Consider the following 15455-nt stretch of genomic DNA (forward strand, 5'->3'; position numbering starts at 1 on the left):
CACCAGGCAAACGAGCCACCGACCCACCGACCCACCGACCCACCGAGCCACCCAGCCACCCAGCCACCGAGCCAGGCAAGCCCCGCTAGGACCCGTCCCGCCCCCGCCCGGCCCGGTACTCCTGCGGCCCGACCCCGAACCGCACCCGGAACGCCCGACTGAAACTCGACGCGGAACCGAACCCGGCCCGCCGCCCGATGGCCTCGACCCCCACGTGGTCGAGCAGCTCCGGGTCGCGGAGCATCCCCGCCGCCCGCCGGAGCCGGGACTCGGCGATGAGGCGCCCGGGCCCGGCGTCCTCACCCTCGAACGCCTTCTGCAGTGTCCGCGGCGACACCTGCATCGCCCTCGCGACGGCTCCGACGGTGAGGCCGGGGTCGGTCGAGAACAGGTCGATGTGCCGCTTCGCCCGGATCCGGAGCGCGAGCGCCGCGGCGTCCGCCGGGACCTGCCGGACGGTCGCGTCGACGGCGAACCCGTTGGCGAGCGCGATGAGCGCCTGCCCGGCGGCCGCCTCGCTCGCCGCGTCCCGCCCGTCCCCGAGGTCCGACCGGAGCACGCTCGTCGCCACCGACGCGATCATCACGGGGACGCCGGAGGTCAGGGGGAACACACCGTCGGTGAGGTCGTCGAGCTCGTTGCCGCTGAGGTGCAGCGCGCTCCGCTCCATCCGCACCGACACCGCCACGAACCCGGGCGTCACCCCGAACTCGTGGATGCGCTGCATGCGGTCCACGCTCAGCGTGCCGGCCGTGTTGACGGTCTCGCTCGACGACCGCCGCACGGTGATGGCGCCGGAGGCGATGAACGCCCAGACCACGGCGTCGCCCGGGTCGACGTAGGCGTACTCGTCCGGGTCCGACGCGGTGGGTGCGCGGGTGCGGGTGACGGTCACCGGGCCGATCCGGCGGCTCTCGACGACGGCGACGCTGCGGCCGGGGAACCGGCCGTCCTCACGACGCGCGAAGGGCAGGTACACGCTGGTCCTCCCCTCCCGGGTCACTGTCCAGAGCCTATTGCCCGGCGTCCTCCGCGGGGTGCGTCGATCGACCCGTCCCGACGGCGGCCCCGCCTACACGCGGCTCGTCTCCGGTTCGGCCGGGAGGCGCGTGGCGGCCCGTTCGGCGTCGCTCGCGTCCGCCTCGTGGCCGGTGCCGACCCCGGCTCCTGGTCCGGTCGCGTCGGCGGCCGACGTCCGGCGCGGGAACGTCCACCGGCGGGACAGGTACGCGAACACCGGTCCGGCGGCGTTCATCACGACCACGGAGACCCACGCGGCCCAGAGGTTGCCCGGTGCGAACCCGAAGCCGCCGAAGTAGGTGGCGAAGAACGACGCGAAGCCGAGGAACATCCCGGGGACGAGCGCGAAGGCCCGGACCCGGCCGGTGAACATCAGCGCGGAGTTGAACACGAGGATGACGACGCCGAGCACGACGTTCTTCGCGAGCTGCCCCTCGCCGAGCACGGTGCCGAGCTGCTGGTCGACGAGGACGATGACGAGCGCGAACGCCGAGCCGATCGGCATCGTCGCCCACAGGCGGGTGGCGTTCCGCAGGGTCGGCTTCGCGCCGAGCAGGAACATCGCCGCCCAGCTGATGAAGATCGCCCAGGTGGGCAGGTTCAGGGCGGTGCCGCCGATGAACGCCGTGGCGCCGGCGAGCACGGAGGCGACGATCTCGTGGGGGATCCGTTCACGCATGGCTGAACTCCTCGATCGGGGTGGTGCTGCGGGTGAGAGTGGTGGTGCGGACCGTGCGCGCGACGATGCGGCCACGCTTGACGACGAGGTTCCGGTCCGGCCGGTCGAGCAGGACGCCGGACGGGTCGGTGGTGGACAGCACGACGAGGTCGGCGTCGGCGCCGGGGCGGATCCCGTACCGGTCGGCGATCCCGACCACGCGGGCGGCTCCGGTGGTGGCCATCGCGAGCACACGAGCGAGGTCGTCGGGCCCGGACAGGTGCCCGACCTGTGCGAGCAGCAGCCCGACGTCGAGCAGGTCCGCGTTGCCGAAGGGCGTGAACGCGTTCCGGACGTTGTTCGACGAGTACGCGGCGGTGACCCCGGCGGCCCAGAGCTCGCGGACCGGCACGACGCCGCGGCGGACGTCGGCGTCGTCGTTCCGTCCGCCGAGGTGCAGGTCGGTCGCCGGCAGCGGGACGACCGCGACGTCGGCGGCGGCGAGCCGGGCGAAGAGCGCGGCGCGGTCGGCCGACGACATGCTCGCGACGGAGGTCACGTGTCCGAGGGCGACCCGGCCCTGCAGTCCCCGGGCCGTGACGGCGTCGGCGACGTGCCCGGCGAGCGCGAACCGCGGGTCGGCGGTGTCGTCGGCGAAGTCGGCGTGCATGTCCGCGGGGACGTCGAACTCCTCGGCGAGGTCGAGGACGGTCTCGACGTGGGCGTGGCAGTCGGCGAGCGAGACCTCGTTGTAGGTGCAGGCGCCGATGACGTCGGCGCCGATGGTGAGTGCTTCGCGGAGGAGTTCGAGGGTCCCCGGCGCCTTCAGGATGCCCTCCTGCGGGAACGCCACGATCTGCAGGTCGAGCACGTCCCGGTACTCGTCGCGGAGCCCGGTCAGGACCTCGACCCCGAGGAGTCCGACGATCGGGTCGACGTCCGGGTGGGCGCGGACGAGCGTGGTGCCGTTCGTCACGGCCTGGTCGAGCAGGGCACGGGCCCGGTCGCGGACGCCGTCGTGGGTGAACCCGCGCTTGAGTTCACCGGTGACCGCGATGGCGCCGGCGAGCGTGCCGTCCGGGTTCGGACGCTCCCGGTCGAGCAGGGCCTTGTCGACGTGCAGGTGCGCCTCGACGAGCCCGGGCACGACGACGCGTCCGGCGCAGTCGACGACCTCCACCCCGTCGGGTGCCTCGGCGCGTGGCACGGAGTCGCTCGGCGAGACGGTCGCGACCACCCCGCCGGCCACGACGACGTCCACGAGCGCGGGCTCGTCCACGAGTCGGGCGTTCCGGAGGACCAGGTCCATGTCGACCCCTTCCTGATCGTTGCGGGTTGACCCGGACCACCCTCCGCCCCTCGTGTTTCGGGCTGCGCCGCCCCGTGTGACAGCCGTGTAAAAGATGGTCGTACCAATGAACCAAGCGGACCAACGCGCCCTAGGGTTCTGCACATGGAACGCGGACGCACCCTCCACCGGGGACGGACCCTCAGCGCGGCCACCGCCGCACACCTGGGACGCCTGGTGCTCGACGAGCTGTCCCCGGGCGACAAGCTGCCACCCGAGCGCACCCTCGCCGAGGACCTCGCCGTCTCGCGGACGACCGTCCGCGAGGCCCTGCAGGAACTCGAGCGCCGCCGACTCGTCTCGCGCACCCCCGGCCGTGGCACCGTCGTGCTGCCGCGGTCGGTCGAGGCCGCCCAGGTCCTCGGGCTGATCGACGGAGACCGGTCCGAGCGGGACCCGTCCGAGACGGAGCACGTGTCGGAGTTCCGAGCCCTCGTCGAACCGCAGATCGCCGCGCTCGCCGCCCGCCGCGCCGACGAGTCCGACCTCCTGCAGCTCGAGGGCGTCCTCGCGTCGACGCACGCCGGCCTCAGTCCCGCCGAGTCCCTCGCGCAGGACGTCGCCTTCCACGTGCAGGTCGCCCGGGCCTCCGGCAACCCGCTGTTCGTGTCGCTCTGCGAGCTCAGCAGCGGCTGGGTCGAGGACGTCCGCGCGAAGTCGCACAGCACGAGCCGGGGGCGCCGCTCCTCGTTCGAGTGGCACCAGCGCATCCACGACGCGATCCGCCGGCACGACGAGGCCGCCGCCCGGCAGGCGATGGCGGACCACCTGACCGACGTCGCCCACCTGGTCGAGAGGACCCACCACCCGTGACCGCAGCAGCACCCGTGACCCCGCTCCAGCCCGGCACCGGACCGATCCGCGCCGAGCACTACCTCCCCGTCGACGCCGAGCGTGTGGCCTGGGGGCGGCTGCCGAACGGCGACTCCCGACCGGCCCTCACCGTGCCGGCGGGCACCGAGGTGACGATCGACACGGTCAGCCACGAGGGGATCCTCCCCGACCAGGGCAGCGACCCGCTGGCGTTCTTCGCCCGGCACGGCGTGGCGCCGGAGTCCGTGCTCGAGGACGCCGTGGCGGTCACCCGGACCGGCCGCCGCGACCCGGAGCACGACGGGCCGCACGTCGTCTCCGGGCCGATCGCGATCGAGGGCGCCGAGCCGGGCGACGTACTCACCATGACCGTCGTGGAGACGCTCCCCCGCGTGCCGTACGGCGTGGTGTCGAACCGGCACGGCCGCGGCGCCCTGCACGGCGAGTACCCGGTCGACGGCCGCACCGTGAGCGTCTTCGCCGACGTCGTCACCGACGACGACGGCACCTGGGGGCGGATCCCCCTCACGTCGGCGCGGGAGCGCTTCGCCCGGTTCCCGCTCGCCCCGTTCCTCGGCATCATGGGCGTCGCGACCCCCGGCGACCGGTTGCACTCGGTCCCGCCCGGCCGCCACGGCGGCAACATCGACGTGAACCTGCTGCAGGTCGGCGCGCAGCTGCACCTCCCGGTCCTCGTGCCGGGTGCGCTCGCGTACGTCGGCGACCCGCACTTCGCCCAGGGTGACGGCGAGGTCGCGCTCACCGCCATGGAGGCCTCCCTCCGCGCGACCGTCCGCTTCGACCTCACGCCGGCCGGCGAGGCGGCGACGCAGTTCGGCGACCTCGTGTGGCCGCTCGTCGAGACGCACGAGTACCTCGTGCCGACCGGTCTCGACCCAGACCTCGACGAGGCCGTGCGGGCCTGCGTCCGGCACGCCGTCGCGATCCTCGGCGCGCGCCACGGCATGGAGCCGCACCTGGCGTACGCCTACCTCAGCGCCGCCACCGACTTCAACATCTCGCAGGTGGTCGACCTCGTGACCGGAGCCCACGCCCGCATCCGCAAGAGCGACTTCGAAGGAGCCCGATGAGCCCCGAACCGACCGCCGAGCACCTCCCCGACGGCCTCCTCGACGCCCTCGACGCGTACGAGGCCGCCCTGATGGCGAACGACCTCGACGCCCTCGACGACGCCTTCGTCCGCGCACCCGACACGCTCCGCGGCGACGACCGCGGGCTCCTCGTCGGCCACGACGCGATCAGCGCGTTCCGCGGCGCCCGCGGCGGGGTGGCCGAGCGGCACCTCACCCGCGTCGAGGTCCGACCCCTCGCCGACGACCTCGCCCTCGTCGTCTCGGTGTCCGGGTTCACCGCCGGCGGGAACGGCCTGCAGACCCAGCTGTGGCGACGCACCGACGGCACCTGGCGCATCGCGGCAGCGCACGTCACCGGACGCCCCCGGGCCTTCGACCCGACGATCTGGCGCGCCGTCGGGGACCCGCTGCTCCCCGCGACGGGGACCGGCCCGCTCGACGGCACGACCGTCGCCGTGAAGGACCTCTACGCCGTCCCCGGCCACCCGGTCGGGGCCGGCAACCCGACGCACCTGCGCGAGTCCACGCCGCAGGCCGTGCCCGCAGCAGCCGTCGCGGCGCTCCTCGATGCGGGCGCGTCGATCCGCGGGATCGCCCGGACCGACGAGTTCGCCTACAACCTGACCGGGCGGAACGAGCACCACGGCACCCCGCCCAACGGCGCGGTCCCGACGGCACTGCCCGGAGGCTCGTCCAGCGGCTCCGCATCGGCCGTCCGTCTCGGGATGGCCGACATCGGACTCGGCACGGACACCGCGGGATCGGTCCGGGTCCCCGCCTCGTACCAGGGACTCTGGGGCCTCCGGACGACCCACGACGCCGTCCCCCGCCAGGGACTCCTGCCGCTCGCGCCGTCGTTCGACACCGTCGGCTGGCTCACCCGCGACCCGGACCTGATCCTCCGGGTCCTCGACGCCTCGGTCCCGGCACCCCGGCTGACGGAGGACGACTCCCCCGCGGTCGTCACCGTCGTCACCGACCTCGTCGACGCCGCCGAACCGGCCACCCGCGCCGCCTTCCGCACCCTCGTCGGCACCGTCGCCGGAACCGACGGCAGTGGCGCCGTCGCCGAGGTGACGCTCGACGAGGTGACGCTCGCCGAGCTCGGCATCCCACCGCTCGAGGAGCTGCGCGAGACGATGCGCCTCGTGCAGGCCGCCGAGGCCACCACCGCCCACGGTCCCTGGATCGCCGCACACCCGGGCGCGCTGAGCACCGTGGTCGGCGACCGGTTCGCCGCCGCGGCCGCGAACCCGCCCGAGCAGGTCGCCGCCGCCGTCGCACGACTCGCGGACCTGCGCGCGACGATCCGCCGCGCCGTCGTCGGCCGCGTGCTCCTCTTCCCGACCGCGCCGGGACCGGCACCGTCACTGACCGCCGACACCGCCACGCTCGAACGCGCACGGACCGCGACCACGGCGATGACGAGCCTCGCGAGCGTCGGCGGCCTCCCCGCGGTGAGTGCACCGGCCCTCACGGTCGACGACGCCCCCGTCGGGGTCTGCCTCGTCGGTGCAGCCGGCACGGACCGCACCATCGTGCGCACCGCCGGACGGATGCTGCGCGACTAGGCCGAGCCGCGCCTCCCGGCAGTCGCACCCGACCACCGCGAGCGCTGCGCGTGGGCGACCGCCCACAGACCCACCGCGCTCGCCGCGGCGACGTTCAGGGAGTCGACACCGTGGGACATCGGGATCCGGACCGTGGTGTCCGCCGAGGCGACCGCCGCGTCGGTCAGGCCCTGCCCCTCGGTGCCCATCACCAGGGCGACCTTCTCCGGGACGTCCGCGACGAACGCGTCGAGGTCCACCGACCGGTCGGTGAGCGCCATCGCGGCCAGGTGGAAGCCCTGCGCGCGGAGCTCCTCGCCGGCGGCCGGCCACTCGCCGATGCGCGTCCACGGGACCTGCAGGACCGTGCCCATGCTCACCCGGACGCTCCGGCGGTACAGCGGGTCGGCGCACCGCGGGCTGACGAGGACCGCGTCCGCGCCGAGGCCCGCGACGCTCCGGAACACCGCGCCGACGTTCGTGTGGTCGACGATGTCCTCGAGCACGACGACGAGCTTCGCGTCCCGCACCACGTCGGCGACCTCCGGCAGGACCGGACGCTGCACGGCCGCCAGGGCACCCCGGTGCATGCGGAAGCCGGTGAGCTCCTCGAGCAGGGCGTCGGGGCCGACGAACACCGGTCCGTCGTGCTCGGCGACGAGCGGCATCACGCTGTCGAGCCACTTCTCCTGCACCAGCACGCTGCGGGGCACGTGTCCGGCACGGACGGCCCGCTCGATGACGGTGTTCGACTCGGCGATGTAGAGGCCGCCCTCGACCTCGGTGACCCGGCGGAGCGCGACGTCCGTCAGCCGGGCGAAGTCGTCGAGGCGGGGGTCGTCGAGGGAGTCGATGCGGACGGCGTGCACGGGGCTCGATTCGGTGTGGTGCGTGCGGGGAAGTGACCGGGACGGTCGGCTGTTGAGGGTACCGTGAACACGATGGCCACGAGCGAACAGCCCAGCACCGCGGACGCGGATCTCGACCGTGCGGTCGAGCTGCTCGCCGGCAAGCGGATCGCCGTGCTCTCCGGCGCCGGCCTGAGCACCGACTCCGGCATCCCCGACTACCGCGGAGCAGGCCGGGTCGTCCGGAAGCCGATGACCTTCCAGGAGTTCCGCGCCGACCCGGCGAAGCGGCAGCGCTACTGGGCCGGGTCGCACCTCGGCTGGCGCACCTTCGCCGCCGCGCGTCCGAACGCCGGGCACCGGGCGCTCGCCGGACTCGAGCGCGACGGCATCGTCACCGGCGTCATCACGCAGAACGTCGACGGACTGCACCTCCGCGCCGGCTCCCGCCGCGTCGTCGAGGTCCACGGTTCGATGGACCGCGCGGTCTGCCTGACGTGCGGGCAGGTGTTCTCCCGCGCCGACCTCGCGACCGTGCTCGACCGCGAGAACCCGTGGATCGACGAACCCGGCTCCGTGCAGCTCCAGCCGGACGGCGACGTCGAGATCACCGACGTGGAGCGGTTCCGCGTCCCCGACTGCTCGGTGTGCGGCGGCGTGCTGAAGCCCGACGTGGTGTTCTTCGGCGAGTTCGTGCCCGCCGAGAAGTTCCGCGAGGCCGTGTCGATCGTGGCCGAGGCCGAGGCCCTCGTCGTCGTCGGCTCCTCGCTCACCGTGAACTCCGGCGTCCGGCTCGTCGACCACGCCACACGGCGGAAGCACCCGGTCGTCATCGTGAACCGCGGCGAGACCCGCAGCGACCGCCGGGCAGCCGTGAAGCTCGACGCCGGCACCACCGAGACCCTCCAGGCCCTGGCGGAACGACTCGACCCGTCTGCGATGATCGAGCGGTGACGACGCTCCTGTACCTGGTCCGGCACGGCGAGACCGACTGGAACGCGCAGCGACGCATCCAGGGCTCGACGGACATCCCCCTCAACGCGACCGGACGCAGCCAGGCCGCAGCGACCGCGACCCTGCTCGAGCGCCGACGCTTCGACGCGGTCGTTGCCTCGCCGCTGTCGCGGGCGTTCGAGACCGGCTCGATCATCGCCGAGCACCTCGGGCTCGCCGCGCCGTCGACGTACGCCGGGCTGGCCGAACGGTCCTACGGCGAAGCCGAGGGGCTCACCAACGACGAGGTCCTCGAGCGGTACCCGCACGACGACATCCCCGGACGCGAGTCCCGCAGCGCGCTCCTCGCCCGCGTGACCGAGACCCTCGCCGAGATCGCCGTGCGCTACGACGCCGGCTCGGTGGTGGTCGCCACGCACGGCGCCGTCATCCGGAGCATCGTGAACGCCGCCGTGCCCGGTACCGCCGACCGGCACTCCACCCCGATCCGGAACGGGTCCGTGCACTCCTTCCGGTGGGACCCGGAACGCTTCCACGCCGAGCTCGTCCGGTTCGACGACCCGATCGACGACGTCTCCGACGGCCCGGGCCGCTACGCCTTCGAGTACCAGAACCCGCTCGAGCGCCGCGGCTGAACCCCCGCACCGGTGTCGGACCCGTCGTACTAGGCTCCGAGGCACTCGCAGACCCGTGCGCGTGAGGGGGCTGACATGACCGTCGACGAACCCGGCACCGGTGGTGCCCGACCGGCCTGGTCGCAGTCCACCGAGGCGGACGACCTCGACCGCGCCTTCGGACCGGACACCGAGTCGGTCGCGGTGCGCACACCGCGGCAGCGCCTGGGCCGCGGGGGCCTCATCGCGGTCGGCGTGGTGGTCACCGCCGGGGTCATCGCCCTCGTGCTCGTCACCATCGTCGGCAGCGTGCAGAACGGCGTCGGCGGGGTGTTCCCCCGCCCAGAGGCAGCACTCGATCGCTTCGGCTCCGTGGCGGGCGACGTCGAGGGTGTCCAGCGCGTCCGGAGCGACGAGCCCACGAAGACCTCGTTCGCCAGCTACGACGTGGAGTCCACCGTCGCCGTGGCCCCGACCCTCTCCGATGCCGAGCGCACCGCCGTCGTCGACGCCCTCAGCGCCGCGGCGGACGACGCGAGCGGCAACGGCGTGCGGGTGTTCGCGGTGGCGGACCTCGGCGCGCTCGAGGTCGGCGTGTCCGGCGACGGCGACGCCACCGGCAAGCGGTTGGCCCTCGCCCGGAAGCTCGACACCATCGGCGGGGTGACCGGCGTGCGCTGCGCCTGGACCGACGACGCCCCCTCGGACGACCCCGGGGCGCAGACGATCACCGTCGAGACGGTCGGCACCGGCGACGCGCTCGGCGCCATCATGGAGCAGGCGAAGCAGGACGCCCACGCCGTGTTCCCCGGCGCGACGCTGCGGTCGGCGCCCCCGTCGCCCTGACGCGCCGCACGCCGCGCCCGCCGCGCCCGCGCCCGCCGCCGCCGCGCCCCGCGCGTTCTTTCGCGCTCACCGACACCTCACGGGCCGCAGCGCCCGTGAACTGTCGCTCACCCCGAAACAACGCGGCCGGGGCCGCCGACCGGGCCGCGCGCCGCGGGCCGCGGGCCGCGGGCCGCGGGCCGCGCGCGTCAGCGCGCGCCGCGCTCCGCGACCGCCCGCTCGACCGCCCGGACGACCTGCTCGGCCGAGTCGTCCCACCGGAACCGGGCCGCCTGCGCGACCGAGGCCTCCGAGGCGGCGTCCCACCGTGCCTCCAGGCGGCGCACCGCAGCAGCGACCGCGGACGGTGACGACGGGTCGAAGTACTCGGCCGCCTCGCCACCGATCTCGCGGAAGATCGGCACGTCGCTGACGACCACGGGCGTGCCGACACCCATCGCCTCGACCAGGGGGATGCCGAAGCCCTCGTCGTACGAGGCCGTGGCCAGGGCAGTCGCCGACCGCAGCACCGCGAGGTACTCGTCGTCGGTCGCGCCGTCGTGGAACACGATCGACCCCGCCGGCGCGAGGCTGCTCAGCCGTGCGCGGTCCGCGTCCGACACCCGCGACATGCAGTGCAGCACCCAGTCGGCACCGAGGAGCGGGAGCGCCGCCGCCAGGGTCTCGACGTTCTTGTACGGCATGAACGACCCCATGTAGACGAGGGTCTTCTCGCGGTCGCCGTTCGCCGGTCGACGTGCAGCAGGGTCGGCGGCGTTGTACGCGACCGTCACGGGGCGCTTCGTGAGCCGGTGCTCCGCGATGAGCCCGGCGGTCGTCTCGGACACCGTCACGACGCCGTCGGCGCCGTTGAGGAGCACCCGCTGCGGCACCCAGCTGAGGTGGAACGCCCGCCATCCGAGCCGGAGCGGCCACGAGAACTCCCGCGGAGGCGTCCGGTTCCGGTAGTAGATGAGGTCGTGCAGGGTCAGCACGAGCGCGTAGTCGCGACCGCGGGAGCCCATGGTCTGCATCGGCGAGAACACGGCGTCGAGGCCGAGCCGGTTCACCCGGCGGGCGACGAGCGGCTCCCTCGGTTCGGTCGGCGTGGGCAGGAGTTCCCACGGCAGGCCGGCGGGCAGGGACTCGAGCTGCCGCTCGTCGTGCACGAGCAGGGTGTAGTCGTGCCGATCCGGCAGGTGCGCGACGACGCCGGCGGTGAAGCGGCTGATGCCGTCGTGGCGGCCGATGCGGACGTAGCGGCAGTCGATGCCGATGCGGAGGCGCGTCACGACACGCCGCCGTCGGTCGGGCCACCGGCGGCCGAGTCGCCCGCGGCGGTGTCGGTGCCCGTCCGGTCGCGTGCGTCGGAACGCGGGGCGGTGCGAGCTGCGTCGGCGCGAGCGACATCGGTACGAGCTGCGTCCGTGCGCGCAGCGTCGGCGCGCGCGCCGTCGGCTCGTGCAGCGTCGGCGCGCGCAGCGTCGGCGCGCGCAGCGTCGGCGCGCGCAGCGTCGGCGCGCGCGTCGGTGGCCGTCGGCCGCCTGGAGGCGCGACCCGCCTTGGTCCGACCGTCCCGCTTCGTCCGCCGGGGCGCGTCTGCCATCCGCCGCAGCACCGCCTCGGCCGCCACGTCCGGCGTCTCGTAGTGCACCAGGTGCCCCACCTGCGGGATCACGACGAGCTCGGCGTCCCGCAACCGTGCGGCCAGCGCCCGCTGCTCCGGGACCGCGGTGATGTCGTCGTGCTCGGCCGCGATCATGAGCACCGGCACCGTGATGCGGTCCGCGAACTCCGAGACGTCGTGCGTGACCGAGGTACGGAACGCCTCGAGCACGCTCGTGCGGTTCGCGAACGCCGAGAAGTACCGGTCGTGCTGGTTGTGCACCCACCGACGCAGATCACGGTCGTGCGACCTGAGCATCGCGATGCTCATCACCCGGACGATCGCCGGGTTCCGCAGCAGGCCGAGCCCGAGTGGCTTCGGCAGCACGGCACCCGCGCGGTAGTAGCCGATCGCGATGCCGGTGCCGACGGCCCGTGGACCCTGCAGGGCGGGAGCCGCGATCGGGTTCACCAGGACGAGCAACCGCGTGTCGAGCCCAGCGGCCACCGTCGCGGCGACGACGATCGAGCCGAACGAGTGCCCGAGGACGACGGTGTCGCGTCCGAGCCCGAGCGCCGCGTGGAGTCCGGTGAGCCACCCGACGTACGAGTCGATGTCCGACACCGGCAGCGGATCCGACACGCCGAACCCGGGCAGGTCGGGCACGATCACCCGGACGCCCTGCAGGTGGGCCGCGATCGTCTCGAGCCCGTGGTGGTCCCCGCGGAACCCGTGCACGGCGAGGACCGTCCGGTCGGCGTCCTCCGGGCCGTAGACCCAGTAGTGCGTGGTGCGGCCGTCGACCTGCACGGAGCGGTGGACGACCGGGGTGGCGGCCATCAGCGACTGGTACGGGGAGAGCACGGGCGGTTGCATCCCGGCCAGTCTACGAACGCACGCCCGGACGCTCTCCGCACCCCGCGGGAGAACGTGGACAACTCGTCGACGTGAGCCGCCTGTGGAGGGCGAGCCGCGCCTCCCGTCCGTCCTGCCGTCCGCCCTGCGGTCCGACAGCCGGTCCGACCTGCTGTCCGCCCTGCTGCCCTCCCGTCCGCCCTGCAGTCCGCCCTTTCTGCGGACAACCGGACCCGTGGCGGCCTAGCGTGTCCAGGGTGACGTTCACCGCCCCGATCCAGCTCCCCGGCCTGACACTGGACCCGCAGTGGTACAAGCGCTCGGTCTTCTACGAGTGCATGATCCGCTCCTTCGTCGACTCCAACGGCGACGGGATCGGTGATCTCCAGGGCGTCATCGGCAAGCTCGACTACCTGCAGTGGCTCGGCGTCGACGCCCTGTGGCTGCCGCCGTTCTTCAAGTCGCCGATGCGCGACGGCGGGTACGACATCGCCGACTACAAGGCGATCCTGCCGGAGTTCGGCACCCTCGACGACTTCCGCGAACTCGTCACGAAGTCGCACGAGCGCAACATGCGCATCGTCATCGACATGGTGATCAACCACACCAGCGACCAGCACGAGTGGTTCCAGCAGTCCCGCGAGGACCCGGACGGCCCCTACGGCGACTTCTACGTCTGGCGCGACACGGACACCGAGTACGAGAACATCCGCATCATCTTCGTCGACACCGAGGAGTCGAACTGGACGTTCGACCCGGTCCGCCGGCAGTTCTTCTTCCACCGCTTCTTCTCGCACCAGCCCGACCTCAACTTCGAGAACCCGGCGGTCGTCGAGGCGGTGTACGACGTCGTCCGGCACTGGCTCGACCTCGGGGTGGACGGGCTCCGGCTCGACGCCATCCCGTACCTGTTCGAGTCGGAGGAGGGCAACGGCGAGGGTGAACCGGAGACGCACGAGTTCATCAAGAAGCTCCGCGCGATGGTCGACGACGAGTACCCCGGGCGTGTCCTCCTGGCCGAGGCGAACCAGTGGCCGCGCGAGACCGCCGCGTTCTTCGGCACCGACGAGGAGCCCGAGTGCCACATGGCGTTCGACTTCCCCGTGATGCCCCGCATCTTCTACTCGCTCCGGGCGCAGCACGCCGCCGAGCTCAAGGCGATCCTCTCCGAGACCCTCGACGTGCCGGCCAGTGCCGCGTGGGGCGTCTTCCTCCGCAACCACGACGAGCTCACCCTCGAGATGGTCAGCGAGGAGTACCGGCAGGCGATGTACGGCTGGTACGGCTACGACCCGCGGATGCGGTCGAACATCGGCATCCGCCGACGCCTCGCGCCCCTGCTCGACAACTCCCGCGCCGAGCTCGAGCTCATCCACGCGCTGCTGTTCTCGCTGCCCGGGTCCCCGTTCCTGTACTACGGCGACGAGATCGGGATGGGCGACAACATCTGGCTGCCGGACCGCGACTCCTCGCGCACGCCGATGCAGTGGACGCCGGACCGGAACGCGGGCTTCTCCACCGCGGACCCCGGCAAGCTGTACCTGCCCGTCGTGCAGTCGCTCGTGTACAACTACGCGCAGGTGAACGTCGAAGCGCAGCTCGCACAGTCCCGCTCGCTCCTGCACTGGGTGCGGAACGTCATCCACGTGCGGAAGGCCCACCCGGTGTTCGGCCTCGGGACCCTGCAGGTGCAGGAGACCACGAACGACTCGGTCCTGGCGTTCGTCCGCTCGTGGGAGGGCTCCGGGCAGCAGTTCGGGCCCTCCGCCGAGGACGTCCTCTGCGTCTTCTCGTTCGCGACGAACCCGACCTCGGTGACGATCTCGGCGCCGGAGTACGCGGGCCGGCCGCTCTACGACCTGTTCGGCGGGGGTTCGTTCCCGTCGTTCGACGCCTCGGGTGAGGTCACGCTCACGATGGGCACGCAGTCCTTCTACTGGCTGCACGTCGGCGCGCCGGTCCAGTAGGCGGCTCGGTCCGTCGGCCGGCTGGGTCCGTCGGCCGGCTCGGTCCGTCGGCCGGCTCGGTCCGTCGGCCTGGAGGCGCGGCTCGCCCCCGCCGGGCGGGTCGCGTCCGGCGTGTCGGTGCGCGCCGTTAGCCTCGTCACGTGACGTACTCCGCAACCGCGCTCGACACGCCCGCCACCGAACCCGGCGCGCCGCAGGACCTCGCCGGCCGCCCCTGGTGGCACGCACTCGGGGTGTTCGACCTCGAGACCACCGGTGTCGACGTCGAGACCGCACGCATCGTCACCGCCCACGTCGGCCTGATCGACATGACCGGCCGCTCCATCGTCGAAGGCGCCTGGCTCGCCGACCCCGGCGTCGAGATCCCCGAGGGCGCCGCCGCGGTCCACGGCATCACCACCGAACGCGCTCGCGCCGACGGTCGTCCCGCGGCCGAGGTCGTGGCGGAGATCATCGCCGCGGTCGAGGCCGTGTTCGCCCGAGGCATCCCGCTCGTGATCTACAACGCCCCGTACGACCTGACCGTCCTCGATCGCGAGGCAAAGCGCCACGGCATCGCCTCCCCCGTCATCGGCAACGTCGTCGACCCGCTCGTGATCGACAAGGCGCTCGACACCTTCCGGAAGGGCAAGCGCACGCTCGAGGCCGCGTCGGAGCTCTACGGCGTCACCCTCGACGACGCGCACGACGCCGGGGCCGACGCCATCGCTGCCGGGCGTGTCGCGCAGGCCATCGCGGCGAAGTACCCGCAGGAGCTCGGTGTCTCCGCCGAGGAGCTCCACCGCAAGCAGGTCGGCTGGTGCGCCGAGCAGGCCAGCTCGTTCCAGGACTACATGCGGAAGAAGCGCGACCCGTCCTTCACGGCCGACGGTCGCTGGCCGCACCGCAACGCCGGCTGAGCCGCGGGCGCGACGCTCTCGCGCGCCTGGCGCTGGCACCGCCGCCGCCGCCGAACCACGCAAACGACATCGAACCGGGTCACGCGCCCGGTTCGATGTCGTTTCCGTGGTTCGACCCGGCCCGCCGCCGCTGGTGCTGCGCGTCGCCGCCGCCGCGCCGCCGCCCCGCACAACCAAAGTGCCGCCGAGCCGTGCGTCGCCGCGGTTCGAACGCACTTTGGTTGTGCGAAGCGCCCCGCCGCCGCACCGCCGCGCCGCCACCGCACCGCACCGCACCGCCATCGCCGCACCGTTCGCCGCCACCACGCCGCCGCCGCTGACGCTGCCGCGCCGCCGCCGCCGCGCACAACCAAAGTGCCGCTGAGCCGTGCGTCGCCGCGGTTCGAACGCACTTTGGTTGTGCG

At 73.3% G+C, this 15455-nt stretch carries 14 protein-coding genes; 8 read left to right on the top strand and 6 right to left on the bottom strand.

All coding sequences use genetic code 11. The annotated features are described in order from the left end of the window. Positions 1-85: 85 nt before the first annotated feature. From EDF64_RS07230 to EDF64_RS07240, 3 genes are all read right to left on the bottom strand, one after another. On the bottom strand, positions 86-1003 hold the full coding sequence (locus EDF64_RS07230) for a helix-turn-helix transcriptional regulator (protein ID WP_133519368.1): 918 nt from the start codon (positions 1001-1003) through the stop codon (positions 86-88). A 69-nt stretch (positions 1004-1072) separates the two neighbouring features. After that, positions 1073-1699 carry a DUF1097 domain-containing protein gene (locus EDF64_RS07235; RefSeq protein ID WP_133519369.1) on the bottom strand — a complete coding sequence of 209 codons (627 nt, stop codon included), beginning with the start codon at positions 1697-1699 and terminating at the stop codon, positions 1073-1075. After that, a complete protein-coding gene (locus EDF64_RS07240; protein WP_133519370.1) occupies positions 1692-2987 on the bottom strand; it encodes an amidohydrolase family protein in 1296 nt (431 codons plus the stop codon). The genes EDF64_RS07235 and EDF64_RS07240 overlap by 8 nt, the downstream gene beginning before the upstream one ends. Positions 2988-3131: 144 nt before the next feature. On the opposite strand from EDF64_RS07240, the gene EDF64_RS07245 reads away from it, so the two are divergent. The 3 genes from EDF64_RS07245 to EDF64_RS07255 are packed head-to-tail and all read left to right on the top strand — an operon-like array spanning position 3132 to position 6504. Then, positions 3132-3839 (top strand): FadR/GntR family transcriptional regulator, encoded by a 708-nt coding sequence (locus EDF64_RS07245; protein ID WP_133519371.1) that lies wholly within the window; start codon positions 3132-3134, stop codon positions 3837-3839. After that, positions 3836-4930 carry an acetamidase/formamidase family protein gene (locus EDF64_RS07250; RefSeq protein WP_243736289.1) on the top strand — a complete coding sequence of 365 codons (1095 nt, stop codon included), beginning with the start codon at positions 3836-3838 and terminating at the stop codon, positions 4928-4930. Before EDF64_RS07245 ends, EDF64_RS07250 begins: the two co-directional genes overlap by 4 nt. Continuing rightward, positions 4927-6504 carry an AtzH-like domain-containing protein gene (locus tag EDF64_RS07255; protein ID WP_133519372.1) on the top strand — a complete coding sequence of 526 codons (1578 nt, stop codon included), beginning with the start codon at positions 4927-4929 and terminating at the stop codon, positions 6502-6504. Before EDF64_RS07250 ends, EDF64_RS07255 begins: the two co-directional genes overlap by 4 nt. On the opposite strand, the gene EDF64_RS07260 is transcribed toward EDF64_RS07255, so the two are convergent. Continuing rightward, entirely contained in the window at positions 6501-7352 is an 852-nt protein-coding gene (locus tag EDF64_RS07260; RefSeq protein WP_133519373.1) for a TrmH family RNA methyltransferase, read from the bottom strand. The two genes, EDF64_RS07255 and EDF64_RS07260, sit on opposite strands and share 4 nt — an antisense overlap. A gap of 72 nt (positions 7353-7424) precedes the next feature. On the opposite strand from EDF64_RS07260, the gene EDF64_RS07265 reads away from it, so the two are divergent. From EDF64_RS07265 to EDF64_RS07275, 3 genes are all read left to right on the top strand, one after another. After that, positions 7425-8285 carry a Sir2 family NAD-dependent protein deacetylase gene (locus tag EDF64_RS07265; protein ID WP_133519374.1) on the top strand — a complete coding sequence of 287 codons (861 nt, stop codon included), beginning with the start codon at positions 7425-7427 and terminating at the stop codon, positions 8283-8285. Further along, positions 8282-8920, top strand: coding sequence for a histidine phosphatase family protein (locus EDF64_RS07270; protein ID WP_133519375.1), 639 nt, complete (start codon positions 8282-8284; stop codon positions 8918-8920). Before EDF64_RS07265 ends, EDF64_RS07270 begins: the two co-directional genes overlap by 4 nt. Before the next feature lie 75 nt (positions 8921-8995). Then, positions 8996-9745: a hypothetical protein gene (locus tag EDF64_RS07275; RefSeq protein ID WP_133519376.1), complete on the top strand. Its 750-nt coding sequence runs from the start codon at positions 8996-8998 to the stop codon at positions 9743-9745. 188 nt (positions 9746-9933) lie between these two features. Here EDF64_RS07275 and EDF64_RS07280 read toward each other — a convergent pair whose 3' ends face one another. Continuing rightward, a complete protein-coding gene (locus tag EDF64_RS07280; RefSeq protein ID WP_133519377.1) occupies positions 9934-11016 on the bottom strand; it encodes a glycosyltransferase family 4 protein in 1083 nt (360 codons plus the stop codon). Next, the gene (locus tag EDF64_RS07285) at positions 11013-12206 is read right to left on the bottom strand and encodes an alpha/beta fold hydrolase (RefSeq protein WP_347813180.1); all 1194 of its coding nucleotides are present in this window, start codon (positions 12204-12206) and stop codon (positions 11013-11015) included. Before EDF64_RS07285 ends, EDF64_RS07280 begins: the two co-directional genes overlap by 4 nt. 236 nt (positions 12207-12442) lie before the next feature. On the opposite strand from EDF64_RS07285, the gene treS reads away from it, so the two are divergent. Both treS and EDF64_RS07295 read left to right on the top strand, forming a co-directional pair. Next, positions 12443-14152, top strand: a complete 1710-nt coding sequence (gene treS / locus EDF64_RS07290) for a maltose alpha-D-glucosyltransferase (protein WP_133519378.1) — start codon at positions 12443-12445, stop codon at positions 14150-14152. A gap of 140 nt (positions 14153-14292) precedes the next feature. After that, positions 14293-15051, top strand: coding sequence for a 3'-5' exonuclease (locus EDF64_RS07295; RefSeq protein WP_432207017.1), 759 nt, complete (start codon positions 14293-14295; stop codon positions 15049-15051). Positions 15052-15455: the final 404 nt, after the last annotated feature.

The sequence above is a fragment of the Curtobacterium flaccumfaciens genome, from assembly GCF_004361695.1.
GTDB lineage: Bacteria > Actinomycetota > Actinomycetes > Actinomycetales > Microbacteriaceae > Curtobacterium > Curtobacterium flaccumfaciens_B.